Origin of the sequence: Acetobacterium sp. (assembly GCF_039830195.1) — a bacterium.
Lineage (GTDB): Bacteria > Bacillota > Clostridia > Eubacteriales > Eubacteriaceae > Acetobacterium.
This window is the reverse complement of the sequence record NZ_JBDODG010000011.1, coordinates 188,488-202,698: the sequence shown is the minus strand read 5'-3', so window position 1 is coordinate 202,698 and position 14,211 is coordinate 188,488. Positions and strand designations below refer to the sequence as shown.

At 43.3% G+C, this 14,211-nt stretch carries 12 protein-coding genes and 1 tRNA gene; 12 read left to right on the top strand and 1 reads right to left on the bottom strand.

The genetic code is table 11. The annotated features are described in order from the left end of the window. Positions 1 to 3: 3 nt before the first annotated feature. The 6 genes from ABGU93_RS04570 to ABGU93_RS04545 all read left to right on the top strand — a co-directional run bounded on the left by ABGU93_RS04570 (position 4) and on the right by ABGU93_RS04545 (position 7,561). On the top strand, positions 4 to 1,743 hold the full coding sequence (locus tag ABGU93_RS04570) for an ABC transporter ATP-binding protein (protein ID WP_347412309.1): 1,740 nt from the start codon (positions 4 to 6) through the stop codon (positions 1,741 to 1,743). After that, complete coding sequence (locus ABGU93_RS04565; RefSeq protein WP_347412308.1) at positions 1,740 to 3,512, top strand: ABC transporter ATP-binding protein; 1,773 nt, start codon at positions 1,740 to 1,742, stop codon at positions 3,510 to 3,512. The genes ABGU93_RS04570 and ABGU93_RS04565 overlap by 4 nt, the downstream gene beginning before the upstream one ends. A gap of 32 nt (positions 3,513 to 3,544) precedes the next feature. Next, positions 3,545 to 4,468, top strand: a complete 924-nt coding sequence (locus ABGU93_RS04560) for an ATP-grasp domain-containing protein (RefSeq protein WP_347412307.1) — start codon at positions 3,545 to 3,547, stop codon at positions 4,466 to 4,468. Then, positions 4,462 to 5,385: a hypothetical protein gene (locus ABGU93_RS04555; RefSeq protein ID WP_347412306.1), complete on the top strand. Its 924-nt coding sequence runs from the start codon at positions 4,462 to 4,464 to the stop codon at positions 5,383 to 5,385. Before ABGU93_RS04560 ends, ABGU93_RS04555 begins: the two co-directional genes overlap by 7 nt. After that, complete coding sequence (locus ABGU93_RS04550) at positions 5,382 to 6,956, top strand: metallophosphoesterase (RefSeq protein ID WP_347412305.1); 1,575 nt, start codon at positions 5,382 to 5,384, stop codon at positions 6,954 to 6,956. Before ABGU93_RS04555 ends, ABGU93_RS04550 begins: the two co-directional genes overlap by 4 nt. Positions 6,957 to 7,063: 107 nt before the next feature. Continuing rightward, entirely contained in the window at positions 7,064 to 7,561 is a 498-nt protein-coding gene (locus ABGU93_RS04545; RefSeq protein ID WP_347412304.1) for a DNA-deoxyinosine glycosylase, read from the top strand. Between the two features lie 39 nt (positions 7,562 to 7,600). Here the strand turns inward: ABGU93_RS04545 and ABGU93_RS04540 are convergent. Further along, positions 7,601 to 7,676: transfer RNA gene (locus ABGU93_RS04540), tRNA-Ala, on the bottom strand. Between the two features lie 404 nt (positions 7,677 to 8,080). Between ABGU93_RS04540 and ABGU93_RS04535 the strand changes: the two genes are divergently transcribed. The 6 genes from ABGU93_RS04535 (at position 8,081) to ABGU93_RS04510 (ending at position 14,208) form a co-directional block, all read left to right on the top strand. Then, the gene (locus ABGU93_RS04535; RefSeq protein WP_347412303.1) at positions 8,081 to 9,334 is read left to right on the top strand and encodes a PocR ligand-binding domain-containing protein; all 1,254 of its coding nucleotides are present in this window, start codon (positions 8,081 to 8,083) and stop codon (positions 9,332 to 9,334) included. 2 nt (positions 9,335 to 9,336) lie between these two features. After that, positions 9,337 to 10,455 (top strand): response regulator, encoded by a 1,119-nt coding sequence (locus ABGU93_RS04530; RefSeq protein WP_347412302.1) that lies wholly within the window; start codon positions 9,337 to 9,339, stop codon positions 10,453 to 10,455. A gap of 293 nt (positions 10,456 to 10,748) precedes the next feature. After that, positions 10,749 to 11,024, top strand: coding sequence for a propanediol utilization microcompartment protein PduA (gene pduA / locus ABGU93_RS04525; protein ID WP_014356948.1), 276 nt, complete (start codon positions 10,749 to 10,751; stop codon positions 11,022 to 11,024). Between the two features lie 28 nt (positions 11,025 to 11,052). After that, on the top strand, positions 11,053 to 11,838 hold the full coding sequence (pduB, locus tag ABGU93_RS04520) for a propanediol utilization microcompartment protein PduB (RefSeq protein ID WP_286808398.1): 786 nt from the start codon (positions 11,053 to 11,055) through the stop codon (positions 11,836 to 11,838). Between the two features lie 44 nt (positions 11,839 to 11,882). Beyond that, positions 11,883 to 13,544, top strand: a complete 1,662-nt coding sequence (locus tag ABGU93_RS04515; protein ID WP_026396057.1) for a propanediol/glycerol family dehydratase large subunit — start codon at positions 11,883 to 11,885, stop codon at positions 13,542 to 13,544. Positions 13,545 to 13,560: 16 nt separating this feature from the next. After that, positions 13,561 to 14,208: a propanediol/glycerol family dehydratase medium subunit gene (locus tag ABGU93_RS04510; RefSeq protein WP_347412301.1), complete on the top strand. Its 648-nt coding sequence runs from the start codon at positions 13,561 to 13,563 to the stop codon at positions 14,206 to 14,208. Positions 14,209 to 14,211: the final 3 nt, after the last annotated feature.

The window sequence follows — 14,211 nt, the reverse complement described above, 5'->3', positions numbered from 1 at the left end:
CCGATGGTTAGTTTGCTTATCCGGTATTTAAAAGATTATCGGCTTCAGATGATTCTGGTATTTGTCTTTGTCCTCAGCCAGGCGGCGGCCCAACTTTATCTGCCCACGATGATGGGGGACATTATTGAAAATGGGGTGGCCCAGGGCGATACTCCCTATATCCTGAAAAGTGGCGCGATGATGTTAGGCGTTTCACTGGTGGCGGCGGTTTGTATGGTCGCTTCGAGTTATTACTCAGCCTATGTCACCGCTTCCTTTACCAGCCGAATTCGGGCTGATGTCTTTGACAAGGTAAAGAGCTTTTCCCAGACCGATTTTAATCGGTTTGGAGCCGCTACCCTGTTGACCCGCTCCACCACCGATGCCACGCAGATGCAGATTGTGGTGATTAATGGCTTACGGTCACTGCTACTGGTTCCGATCACCGGAGTTGGCGCGTTGGTAATGGCGTTTCGGGAAAACGTCACCCTGACATTATTGTTGCTGGGGTCCTTTCTGATTACAACGTTCATCATCGGCTTGACCACTGCCAGAAGCATGCCCTTGTTTAAGATGATGCAGCAGAAGGTGGATCGGCTGAATCTGTTGATGAAAGAAAAACTCACCGGGGTCCGGGCGATCCGGGCCTTTAACCAACAGGATTATGAAACGGAAAAATTTGGCCAGGCCAACCAGGAAGGCATGCAAGCTGCCGTCAAAGCAAACTATGCAGTGGCTTTTTTTGCGCCATTGATGCAGTTGATGATGAATCTGACGATGGTGATTATTCTATGGTTAGGTGCTGAAGAAGTGCAGCAGCAAATTGTCAGTCTGGGCGGTCTGATGGTATTTATCCAATATGTCTTAATGTTTATGTCCGCCCTGGGCCTGGTTTCGGCCTTATTAATGGCTTATCCCCAGGCGGCTGTTTCGGCTGCGCGGGTTAAAGAGGTGCTGGATTGCGAATTCTCAATTCAGGACAAGGAAAATCCCACCGCGCTGGAAAATATTACCGGCCGAATTGAATTTAAAGATGTATCTTTTGGTTATGCCGGTGCTGAAATTCCGGTCCTGGAGCGTTTGAATTTTGTCGCCGAGCCGGGGAAAATCACCGCTATTGTCGGGGCCACTGGCTCCGGGAAAACAACTCTGGTCAATTTGATTATGCGGCTTTACGAGGTCAGTGCTGGGGCGATTGTGATTGATGGCATCGATATCCGGGATTGCACCCAGCATGATTTAAGAAGCATCATCGCCTATGTTCCCCAGGAATCGGTGTTGTTCAGCGGTACCGTGCTGGAAAATATCCGTGTCGGCAAGGAACAGGCCACCGATGTAGAGGTTACCGAAGCCCTGGCGATTGCCCAGGCCCTGGACTTTGTCAATGAACGGGAAGGACAACTTAACAGCACCATTTCCCAGGGCGGTAAGGATCTTTCCGGGGGCCAGCGTCAGCGTCTTTCGATCGCTCGAGCCGCTGTCAAAAAAGCCCCGATCACGATCTTTGATGACTGTTTTTCGGCCTTGGATTTTAAAACCGACTCGCTGGTTCGCAAAGCCATTCGCGAAAAATTTGGCGATAAAACAGTGCTAATCGTCGCCCAGCGGATCAGCACCATTAAACATGCCGATCGCATTCTGGTGCTCGATAATGGCGCCATTGTCGGTCAGGGTAAACATGATGACCTGATCCGCGACTGTCTGGTTTATCAGGAAATTCTGAAATCCCAATCCTATAGCGATGGGAAGGAGGAATCACTGTGAAAGCAAAAAAAAGAAAATACAGTTTTGGTACCATCGGTAAGCGACTGAGTCATTATTTAAAGGATAAGCGACATGTTATCTTTTTTGTGGCACTGGCTTTGATTGCCAGTACCATCTTTGCGATTTTTGCACCGGTGGTGACCAAGGACGTGACAGACAGTATTGCTGACAGTATTGCTCAAAATAGAGATATTGATTTTTCCTATATCGGACAGCAACTGATTATCCTGGCTGCGCTTTATATTTTAAGTGCCGGGTTTGCCTATTATGCCACCATGCGGACGACCTATCTATCGCAACTGGCGATCAAACGACTACGGGTAGATATTCAGGAAAAACTGAACAAACTGACGCTGAATGTGTTGGATCAGAGTGAACGGGGGGATCTTCTTTCCCGGGTCACCAATGATGCCACCACCCTTTCTGGGGCGCTGCAAAGCAATCTGACCCAGATTCTGGTTCAGGCCACCAGCATTATCGGGATCATTGTGATGATGCTGGTGCTGAATGTTCAGTTGAGTCTGATCTTTTTTGTGGCGCTTCCATTGTCTTATTTTGTGATGAAACTAATCACCAAAAAGACCCAGGTGCTGTTCAGAAGGCAGCAGAAAGAGTTAGGGGCCTTAAATGGACTGATTGAAGAGGTCTATGATGGTCATTTAATCGTCAAATCTTTTAATCACGAGGCAAAGTCGTCAGAAAAATTCGATGATATTAATCAGCGCTTTTTCAAATCTTATTTAAGTTCCAGGTTTTATTCGGGCTTGAGCTCGCCGCTGATGAAGCTGATCAATAACCTGGCTTATATTGGCATCTGTGTGGTCGGGGGGATTTTTGTGATTACCGGGGCCATGACCATTGGGACGATTCAGGCCTTTCTGATCTATGCCAATAATATTGCCAGTCCCACCGCTCTGATTTCTAATAACCTGAACTTTATCCAGGCTGGGGCGGCAGCAGCCGAACGAATCTTTGAATTTTTGGATCGGGAAGAGGAACAGCCGGATCTGGGTACCGAGGTTTTAGATGTGGCTAATACAAAAGGTCGGATCGAGTTTAACCATGTCGAGTTTGGCTATATTCCCGAACGAATCCTGTTTCATGATGTGTCTTTAACCGCTGAACCGGGAGAAATTCTGGCGGTGGTAGGACCCAGTGGCGCGGGCAAGACAACCCTGGTCAATCTGTTGATGCGTTTTTATGAAATCAATCACGGCAGTATCTTACTGGAAGGCTTGAATGTCAAAGATCTGACCCGACATAATTTGAGATCTGCTTTTGGCATGGTCCTCCAGGATACCTGGCTTTTTGATGGGACCATTGAAGAAAATATTGCTTATGGCAAAAGCGGGGCAACCCGGGAAGATGTTATCACGGCGGCTAAAAAAGCCCAGTGCGACGAATTTATCAGAAAACTGCCCTTGGGCTATGAGACCCGGATCGGTGGCGATTTTACCACCCTATCCGAGGGGGAATGTCAGCTTCTGGCCATTGCCCGAACGATTATTGCCGATCCCAAGGTATTAATACTGGATGAGGCGACCTCGTCGGTGGATACCCGAACCGAAATACTGATCACCCAGGCCATGGAAGCGATGATGAAAGGACGAACCACCTTTATTATCGCCCATCGGCTCTTTACCATCAAAAATGCCGATAAGATTATTTTTATGATGGAAGGTGATATTAAAGAGGTCGGCAGTCATGCCGAACTGATGAAGCTGGGTGGTTTATACGCCAATTTATATTTAAGTGCATCAGATAATTAAAAACTCAGATAAATAAAATCAAGGAGGTTAAAATGAAAGGTTGGTTATTAAGAAATCCCGGTAAAATGGAAGATCCTTCAATTGTGAAAATTATGAAGGTGGTAGAAGAGCTCCATGTCGATCTGACTGTGGTTGATCCGTTGCAGATTCATGTGGTCTGTGACCATGACTTTGACGGAAAACTCTATGTGGGTGATGAAATCATGGAGGTGCCGGATTATGTGGTGGCAGCCTTCTTTACGGAAAAAAACTACCATACCTCGGCGGCGCTGCGAATGCTGGAATCATTGGGGGTGCTGTGCATCAATTCATACGATGCCATCAAAAATGTTGACGACAAGCTGTTGACCTTTCAGTTGGTGGCTGAGTCGATTGAAGCGGTTTGTTTTCCCAAAACTTTGTTAGTCACCGAGTACACGGAAGCATCCTTTGTCAGTAAACTGTTTGACTATCCGGTGGTGATGAAGGTCATGCATGGTAGTAAGGGCAAGGGCGTGGTGCTGGTTAACAATGAAAAAGAACTGGACAACCTGATCAGCATGAGCACCGCCAGTGAAATCGGCGATCAGATTATTATTCAGGAATGCATCAAAGCCTCCTCGGGTCGGGATCTGCGGATGATTCTGGCCAACGGCAAGTTTGTCAAATCATTTATCCGTCAGAATGAACAGAGCTTTCGATCCAATCTGGCCAAGGGCGGTCATATCGTCGAATATACCCCACCGGCAGCGGTAATTGAGGCCGCCGAAAAGGTCGCCCAGCTGCTAAAAATCAATATGGGCAGTGTCGATTTTCTGTTTGGCGAAAATGATACCTTCTATTTATGTGAAGCCAACGCGATGCCGGGAGTGGCCTTTGACATCAAAGTGATGTTTGCGGATTTAATGAAACAGATCAAGGATCGACCGGAACCGCTCTGGAAAAAACGATTGAGAGAAGGTGGTAAAACATGCTAGGCTGGTTATTAGTTAATCACGAAACCCTGGCAGAACCGTCGATCCAGACGATTATTGCGCTGATTGAAAAGATGGGCGTCAACATCAGAACCGTGGATGTCAGTGAGGTCCAGGTGATGTGCGAACCGGGCGCCAGCCAGCATTGTTTTATCGATGGTGAAGCGGTGGATATTCCGGACTTTTCGCTATCGGCTTTCTTTGGAGGCAATAATTACCACAGTAAGGCGGTGGTTAAAATGCTGGAATCCCTGGATGCACTTTGTGTCAACAGCTCCGAAAGTCTGAACAACACGGCTGACAAACTATTGACCTTTCAAAAATTGGGAGCTGCCAATCAGGGCTTTTTATTTCCTAAAACGGTGCTGATGACCCCCAAAACAAAACCCTCTTTTATTGCCAGCGAACTGGGACTGCCCTGTGTGGTCAAGGTGATGCACGGCAGCAAGGGTAAAGGCGTCGTTCAGATCAAAACCGAGAAAGAACTGGAAAATATTCTGGATATTTATGCCGCCATGAATTTTGATGATCATATCCTGATTCAGGAGTGTATCGCCGCCTCAAAAGGCCGGGATATGCGGATTATGTTAAGCGGTGGGAAATTCTCAACGGCTTATATCCGGGATAATGGCGACAATTTTAAATCCAACCTGTCCCAGGGCGGCGATCTGCAATTTATTACGCCGCCGGCGGCGGTAGTGGAAATTGCTGAACAAGCTGCCGCAGTGCTGGATATCTACTTTGGCAGCATCGATTTTCTGTTTGGCGAAAACGACACCTATTACATCTGTGAAGCCAACTCGATGACTGGACTGACCTATTCCAAGGACGCCCTCAGTAATAGCCAGAGCAATCCGCTGTTGCTGACGCTGAAGAATATTATGGCAGAAGCCCAGAAAAGGAAAGAAAAGAAAATATGAACTTCGAGGCTAATATTTTAGTATCTGATCAGTTGGATAACCCACCGGTCAACGATAGAATTCAAACCATTCTGTTGAAATTCAACGATGAGCTGGACCCGGCTACTATCGCTGAGGCGGTGAAGCTGTATCGTATCGATCGCGTTGGGAATCCGGTGGAAGAAGCCTGTGCGGTAAAAATTGATCTCAACGACCCCAAATCGATCCGTATCAATAATCAGGATATCACCCGATTTGATCAGGGGGAAGAATACAAGCTTGTCATCAAAAGCACCTTGTCCTCAAAAAACAAAGCCTCGCTGGGTTGTGATTATGTGGGCTATTTTGCCACCAATATTGACTTTGATTTAGCTGGCAACCCGGAACTAAACGAAGAACGAACCCAAATTATTATTGCCAGCGATTTTCATCTGGGCGTCGATTCGTCTTTTGCCGAGCTGGAAAAAAACAAACAGGCACTGGTGGATTTCCTGGCCGCGGTAAAAAATTCGCCCAATGTCAAAGAGCTGGTCATCGGTGGCGACTTGCTGGATGAATGGTTTTTACCGATGGATTATCAAATGCCGGATTCCAAAGCAGCCTTCTTTGATCAGGTGGCGGCTAACAATCAGGCCATCATAGACGGCTTTAATGCCATCATCAAAGCCCGAAAAATCAAAGTAACCTATGTCCCCGGCAACCATGATTTATTGCTGACCGAGGCTGATGTGGCCCGGATTTTTCCGGGTATCAGTCAGGCCAGAGCAGAGTTGCAGGGGCTGGGCACCTATGTCACCGGTCCCAATTCAGAAATTGTCATCGAGCATGGCCACAAGTATAATTTTTTCTGTACCCCCGATCCGATTTCGAACCGGGCGATCACAAAGGATGAGACCAATATTTTGCCACCGGGTTATTTTTTTACCCGCATTGCCACCACCTGTGTGATCGAGGGCCATCCCCAGTCAGACAATATCTTCCCGGAAATGATTCCCAATAAAGAAGACCCCAGTCAATTTAACGCCTATTTATATTACGAAACCTGGAAAGCGATTCTATCGGTGTTGCCGGTTAAGGAAAGCTTTGATGACAAGGTTTTAAAAACCAATATTGATGGGTTCACTGAGAATTATTCTATTAATGACTGTATCCCCCAACAAGACAAAGAAACCGGGATCATTGATGCAACCCTATACCATAATATCCAGGATACCTGGGAAGAGCGCCAGATCATCAATGGCGTAGCGGTTAAAATCCCTGTTAGCGAAGCCATCACCCGGGCGGCCGTTCCGGCTTTTACCGACTATCAGGCCCAAACGCAATTTTTTGATCTGGATGCTTCCAAACGGATTGTTATTTTTGGCCATACTCATGTGGCGGATGTCATCGCGATGACCAATCGCGACAATCAGAAGACCATTTATGCTAACAGCGGAACCTGGATTGACAATGCCCAGGGTTATCCGACCCGAACCTTTGTGGTGATCACCCCGCCCAAAGCTGGATCGGCCATCGAAACCGTCAATTTGTATCAGTATTCACCGGACCAGACCATTACCCGATGGACTGAGGCTCAGGCAGTCCGGATTTAAAAAACTGAAAAAGCAAAACACCCGTGGATCTGCATCAGCAAATTCACGGGTGTTTTAAGATTGAGTCTTTATGATAATATAAAAGATGATAAGGGAGAAAAAAGCCGATGATTCATACATTTGAGCCAGTTTACAATGAAAGATCAGAAATTCTGATTTTAGGGACGTTTCCGTCCGTTAAATCCCGAGCAGACGGTTTTTATTACCAGCATCCTCAAAACCGATTCTGGAAGGTCATTAGTGCCCTGACGGGCTGGCCCACGCCTTTCACTATTGAAGAACAAAAGACGATGATGTTAGAAAATCATATCGCGGTCTGGGATGTGATCTATTCCTGTGATATCAATGGCTCAAGTGACAGCTCGATTAAAAATGTGGTGCCCAATGATATCCGGAAATTATTAGATATAACTGCCATCGAAACCGTTTATGCCAATGGTGGCAAAGCTTATGAATTGTACAACCGTCATTGCTATCAGGAAACCAACAAAGAGATCATAAAACTGCCATCCACCAGTCCTGCTAATGCCAGCTATTCTTTGGAAAAACTGGTAACGTACTGGAGGGAAGAGATTAATTCATGCAAAAGTGTATTTAAACTATAAAAAAAAGAACCTCGACGGTTCTCTTAAAAAATTCTAAATTGGTGGAGATGAGGGGACTCGAACCCCTGGCCTTCTGACTGCCAGTCAGACGCGATCCCAACTTCGCCACACCCCCAAGATGATACTGCTTTCAGGACACTTTTACAGTATAATGGAGTTGCCTTTCATTTGCAAGTGTTTTTTTAAAAACATTAGAAAAAAATAGTCTATTATTCTAAATGCGATGACAAAATGTTTAAAAAAATACTGATTGAGGGGTATGAAGTGAGAAAAAGTCGATTTGTTACTGGCAACCGATAAAATACGGAATTGTTCAAATGACTGCAGTCAAGAAAATATCTGATTTATCTGAAATGCCAATAAATATAAAAATACGAAGCAATATAATACTGATGCAAAGCAAAATAATCTAAAATGGTAAAAAAAATGCCAAAAAATTCCTGTTTGTGTTATAATATTACTCAATAGAAATCGATGTAAAATGAAAATTATGGGATTATTGTCTAAAGGGGTTGTTTTATGAGAGTCTTACTAAAGATTACTGACATTATTGACGTAGAGGTACTGCAAAGAATCCAGGATTCATTTTCAGATGCCACCGGACTTGCCGCGGTTACGGTTGATTACAAAGGCAATCCAATTACGGAATACAGTAATTTTTCGGAATACTGTACCTGTGTCAGAAAGGAGAGCAACAATCGGGACTGCTGCTTTCAGTCAGATGCCCACGGCGGCATTGAATCGGCACGATCCGGAAAACCATCGATTTACATTTGCCATGGGGGACTGGTAGACCTTGCGGTTCCAATCATGGTCAAAGGGAATTATCTGGGCGCTATTATGGCGGGACAGGTAAAAATTGATGAAGAAGAAATGAAACGTCTGCCTTTCGGCACTAGCCATGAACTGACGGATTTTTCGAAAAACCCTGAAATCACTGACTTATATGATAAAACATTAAAAACGACCTTAACCCAGGTAAGAGCAGCAGCGGATCTGCTCTATACCATTGCTAATTATCTGGTCGAAAAACAGATGATTCACATTATCCAGGAGGAATTGCATAATAAGAACCTGGAATTGATGGAAGAGGTTAAATTGCGAAGTGAAGTCGAGGCTTCATTAAAAGAAGCTGATTTAAAAGCTTTGCAAGCTCAAATTAATCCGCATTTTCTGTTTAATGTGTTAAACACGATTGGTCGTTTGGCACTTTTAGAAGGGGCAGACAAAACCCAGGAAATGATCTATGCGTTTTCGGATATGATGCGCTACACCCTGAAAAAAGAAAAGAACAATGTGGTAACGCTGAAAGAAGAAATGGAACATGTGCAAAATTATTTATCGATCCAGAAAATGCGCCTGGGAAATCGACTGAATTATTCGGTGGAAGTGGATGAGATGGCTGAAGATATTTTATGTCCGTTTATGACCATCCAGCCATTTGTTGAAAATGCCATTATCCATGCCATTGAACCCAACGCCAAAGGTGGCGCGGTCAGAATAACGGCGGATATTCTGAAGGAAATAGCGATTCTGAAGATTGTTGATGACGGTAAGGGAATTCCCGGTGATCGCATCCATAAAATTCTGGATGGAACCTATGAAGCGGACGGACGGGAAAAGAATACCGGAATTGGAATAAATAACGCAAACAAGCGGCTTATGTATTACTACGGCGTTGATTATGGGGTTGAAATAAAAAGTGAGCTTGAAAAAGGCACTGAAATTACTATTAAAATACCCCGTAAATCTCTAGCTGGGAGGGGATTATAATCATGTATAAACTGTTTATTGTTGAAGACGAGCATTTAGAGATTGAAGCGATTAAGCTCATTCTTAGTCAACATGGCGAAAATATCGAAGTTGTCGGCGAAGCATCTTCGGGACTGGTGGCCATTGAAGAAATCCGTCGGCTAAATCCGGATATTATCCTCCTGGATATTAATATTCCGGAAATTAATGGAATTGATGTTTTAAAAATGATCAAAAAAGAAGATCATGAAAAAAAGGTTATCTTAATTACGGCATTTAATGAATTTGATTTTGCCCATCAGGCGATCAAAGCTCGGGTGGATGATTTTCTGTTAAAACCGATCCGACCCCAACAACTCATGGATTCAATCAATCAGAGCATTGCTTCACTAAAAAATAATGCTAAAGAGCGATTCGATGAAAAAATGAATGAAGTCATTTTTGCCATTATCCAGAAAAAGTACAGTGATGCCAGAACAGCCCTGATCAGTTATCTGGATATGATTTATGATTACCATACCTATGATATTATGTCGGTGCAGGCAGAAATCAAACATTTTATGGAGGAACTCAATATTGTTACTCAGGACATGTGCGGTTATGAACTGAATAGTCCGCTTTGCACAAGCAATAACATGCAATTTGTCAACGGCTATAAAAATCGTTATGATTTAAAAATAGAAATCATGAAAACTATTGACAAGGTCTTTGACCGGATGCTTGACAATAAAGAAACACGAAAGAACAATATCGAAGATATTTTGAATTATATTGATCGAAACTGTTATAAGGATATTTCGCTTGATCAGGTTGGGGAGTATGCCAATATGAGCTCTTACTACTTAAGTAAGATCTTTAAAAAGGAAACCGGTGTTAACTTTGTAACCTACCTGACAGAACGAAAAATTGAAATTGCCAAGGATATGCTGGCCAATACCGATGTTCCGATTATCAATATCGCGCTGGATCTTTCTTACCATGAACCGAATTATTTCAGCAAGGTATTTAAAAAGAGTACAGGGATGACACCCACCGAATACCGGAAAGAGCGCCGCGGTATTGCTCTGGAGGAAGACGAACATTTGGGCAAGGCCCATCCGAAGGATGAAAAATATACCGAAAAACATCGGGAAGTATCCTGATACAAAAATCAAATAAAAGAGTAAAATAAGAGAACAGGAAAACCTGATGGTGGACCTGTTCTTTTTATGTGGAGTGATAAACAAATGCGACTTTAAAGTGCAGGGATTAGACAAAATATTCCACTATGTTTTTGTGTACAGAGACAAAAAACCGCGGTAGTAAAAGGTTTTCAAGGTGATTCAAAGAAACTTACAATAATTTTATAAGAACAGCACAAGTAATTATCATAGCCTTTGAATTAAAATATAGGTAGTTCAGTAACAAAATCTTGAAATTAAGGAGGATAGAGCTTATGACAAACGAAGCTTTAGGTATGATTGAAACTAAAGGTCTGGTTGCCGCTATTGAAGCAGCAGACGCGATGGTTAAATCAGCAAATGTATCATTAATGGGCTACGAAAAAATCGGTTCTGGATTAGTAACTGTAATGGTTCGTGGTGATGTTGGAGCAGTTAAAGCTGCAGTTGATGCAGGTGCTGCAGCAGCTGACAAAGTTGGACAAGTTGTTTCAGTACACGTAATCCCAAGACCACACGGTGATGTGGAGAAAATTTTACCAAGTCTATAATATTTTATAATTACGGAGGTGTAAATTAATGAAAGATGATTTAATGAACAAATTGATGGAAGAAGTTATGAAGAAAATGAGCGAAGTTGAAGAAACAGGCACAGTTGCCGCTGCAACTGGTGTTTGCGGATTAACTGAGTTTGTTGGTACTGCAGTAGGAAACACGATAGGTTTTGTTATTGCAAACGTGGACAGAACTTTACATGAAGCAATGAAAATTGATCCTAAATACAGATCAATTGGTATTCTTTCCGCCAGAACAGGTGCTGGCCCACAAGTTTTTGCTGCTGATGAAGCTGTAAAAGCGACTAATTGTGAAGTTGTTTCTTGTGAATTTGCAAGAGATACTGAAGGTGGCGCAGGTCATGGTTCTTTAATTATCTTTGGTGCTGAAGACGTATCTGATGCAAAACGTGCTGTTGAAGTTGCTCTTAACGACTTAAACAGAACCTTCGGAGATGTATATGCAAATGCTGCCGGACATCTGGAATTCCAGTATACAGCCCGCGCAAGCTTTGCTTGTAATATGGTATTAGGTGCTCCAATCGGGAAAGCTTTCGCAATCATTGTTGGTGCTCCAGCTGGTATCGGCGTATTAATGTCAGATGCTGCTTTAAAAGCTGCTAACGTAGAACTTTGTGGTTATGCTTCACCAGATAATGGCGGAACCAAATACTCGAATGAATCAATGATCTTCATTTCTGGAGACGCTGGTGCAGTTCGTCAAGCCGTATACGCTGCTAGAGAAGTTGGTAAACAAGCTTTAGAAGCTCTTGGCGGTCCTTGCCCACCTGTAACAACTCCTTATATTTAAGTAGCTGTTGTTAGTTTTCTAAGAAAGAAGGAGGAATAATGACTATGAAGTCAAAAAGATTTGAAGCTTTAGCAGCTCGTCCAGTCAAAAAGGATGGTTTCGTTAAAGAATGGCCAGAAGTTGGTCTAATTGCAATGAACAGCCCTCAGGATCCAACACCAAGCCTGGTTGTTGAAAATGGTGTAGTTGTCGAACTGGATGGAAAAAAACGAGCTGAATTTGATATGCTTGATACTTTCATTGCTAACTACGCGATCCGTTTAGAAAAAGCCCAGGAATATATGGCAATGGATTCTTTAAAAATTGCTAATATGCTTGTTGATATTAATGTCCCAAGAGATATCGTTGTAGATATTACTACCTCGATCACTCCTGCTAAAATAACAGAAGTACTTGGTCACATGACCGTATTAGAAATGATGATGGCTCAAAGTAAAATGCGAGCTCGTTTAATGCCTTCTAACCAATGTCATGTTACTAACGTAAAAGATAACATGGTTCAAATCGCTGCTGATGCTGCAGAAGCTGCTATCCGTGGATTTGATGAAATGGAAACAACAGTAGGTATCGGCCGTTACGCACCATTTAACGCTCTTGCTATCATGGTTGGCGCAAATGTTGGTCGTCCTGGTATCTTAACACAATGTGCTGTTGAAGAAGCTACCGAACTTGACCTTGGTATGAAAGGTTACACCGCTTACGCTGAAACTATTTCTGTATATGGTACAGAACCAGTTTTCATGGATGGTGATGATACTCCATACTCTAAAGCTTTCTTAGCATCAAGCTACGCTTCCCGTGGTTTGAAAATGCGTTTTACATCTGGTTCTGGATCAGAAGTACAAATGGGTTATGCAGAAGGCAAATCAATGCTTTATCTTGAAGCTCGATGCTTATACATCACTAAGGGTGCCGGCGTACAAGGAAGCCAGAATGGTTCAGTTTCTTGTATCGGTGTTCCAGCTGGTGTACCAGGCGGTATCCGAGAAGTATTGGCTGAAAACTTATTGGCAGCATGCCTCGATTTAGAGTGTGCTTCTTCTAATGACCAGACCTTTACTCACTCTGACTTACGACGAGTTGCTCGTTCATTAATGCAAATGGTACCAGGAACTGATTACATCTGTTCTGGTTACTCTGCTACACCTAACTATGATAATATGTTTGCAGGCTCTAACTGGGATGCAGATGATTATGATGATTGGAATGTAATCCAACGTGACTTAAAAATCGATGCCGGTTTACAACCTGCTGATGAAGATACAGTTGTTGCTGCTCGTGCTAAAGGCGCTCGCGCAATGCAGATCTTATTCAGAGAATTAGGCTTGACTGAAATCACCGATGCTGAAGTTGAAGCTGCTACTTATGCTCGTGGATCACAAGATATGCCTGACCGTGATGTTGTCGCTGACTTAAAATCTGTTGAAGATTTAATGGGTCGTGGCGCAACAGCAGTTGACTTTATTAAAGCTTTAGACCGAGGCGGCATGAGAGATGTTGCTGAATCGATCTTTAACATTCAGTTACAGAAATGTGCTGGTGACTACTTACACACTGCTTCTAAATTAAGCTCTACATGGGAATGTATTTCAGCAGTTAACTATCCAAATACCTATCATGGAGTAAAAACTGGTTATGTAATCAGTGATGAAAGATGGGCACAAATCCAAGATATTCCATGGGCTGTTGACCCAGCAAGCATATAGGAAGGGGTGTAAAAAAATGGCTATAAACGAACAAATGTTAAAAAGCATTATTGAAGATGTCTTAAAAGAAATGACTGGCGCTGCGCCAGCTTCTGCACCAGCTGCTTCTGCTGCCGGCGCTGTTAAACTTTCTCCAATCGGAGAAGCAAAACAAGGAATGGCAAGTGATGAAGTTCTGATCGGTTTAGCTCCTGCTTTTGCAGAATCGCAAACTGTCACAATCACTGGAATTCCTCACGATAAAGTTCTTAAAGAAATTATCGCTGGTATCGAAGAAGAAGGCTTAAAAGCCCGCGTTATCAAAATTTACAGAAGTTCTGACGTTGCTGTATGCGGTCATACTGCTGCTAAACTGTCTGGATCTGGTATCGGCATTGGCTTACAGTCAAAAGGTACTTCCTTAATTCACCAAAAAGATTTACCACAGTTAAGTAACTTAGAATTATTTTCTCAAGCACCATTGATCGATTTAGAAACATATCGAATGATTGGGAAAAATGCTGCTAAATATGCTAAAGGCGAAAGCCCAGCACCCGTTCCAGTAAGAAACGACCAAATGGCTCGTCCAGCTTACCAGGCAAAAGCAGCCTTATTACATATTAAAGAAACTGAACATGTTGAAGCCGGTAAAAAAGCCGTCGAACAACAAGTTTCGTTTGTATAAGTG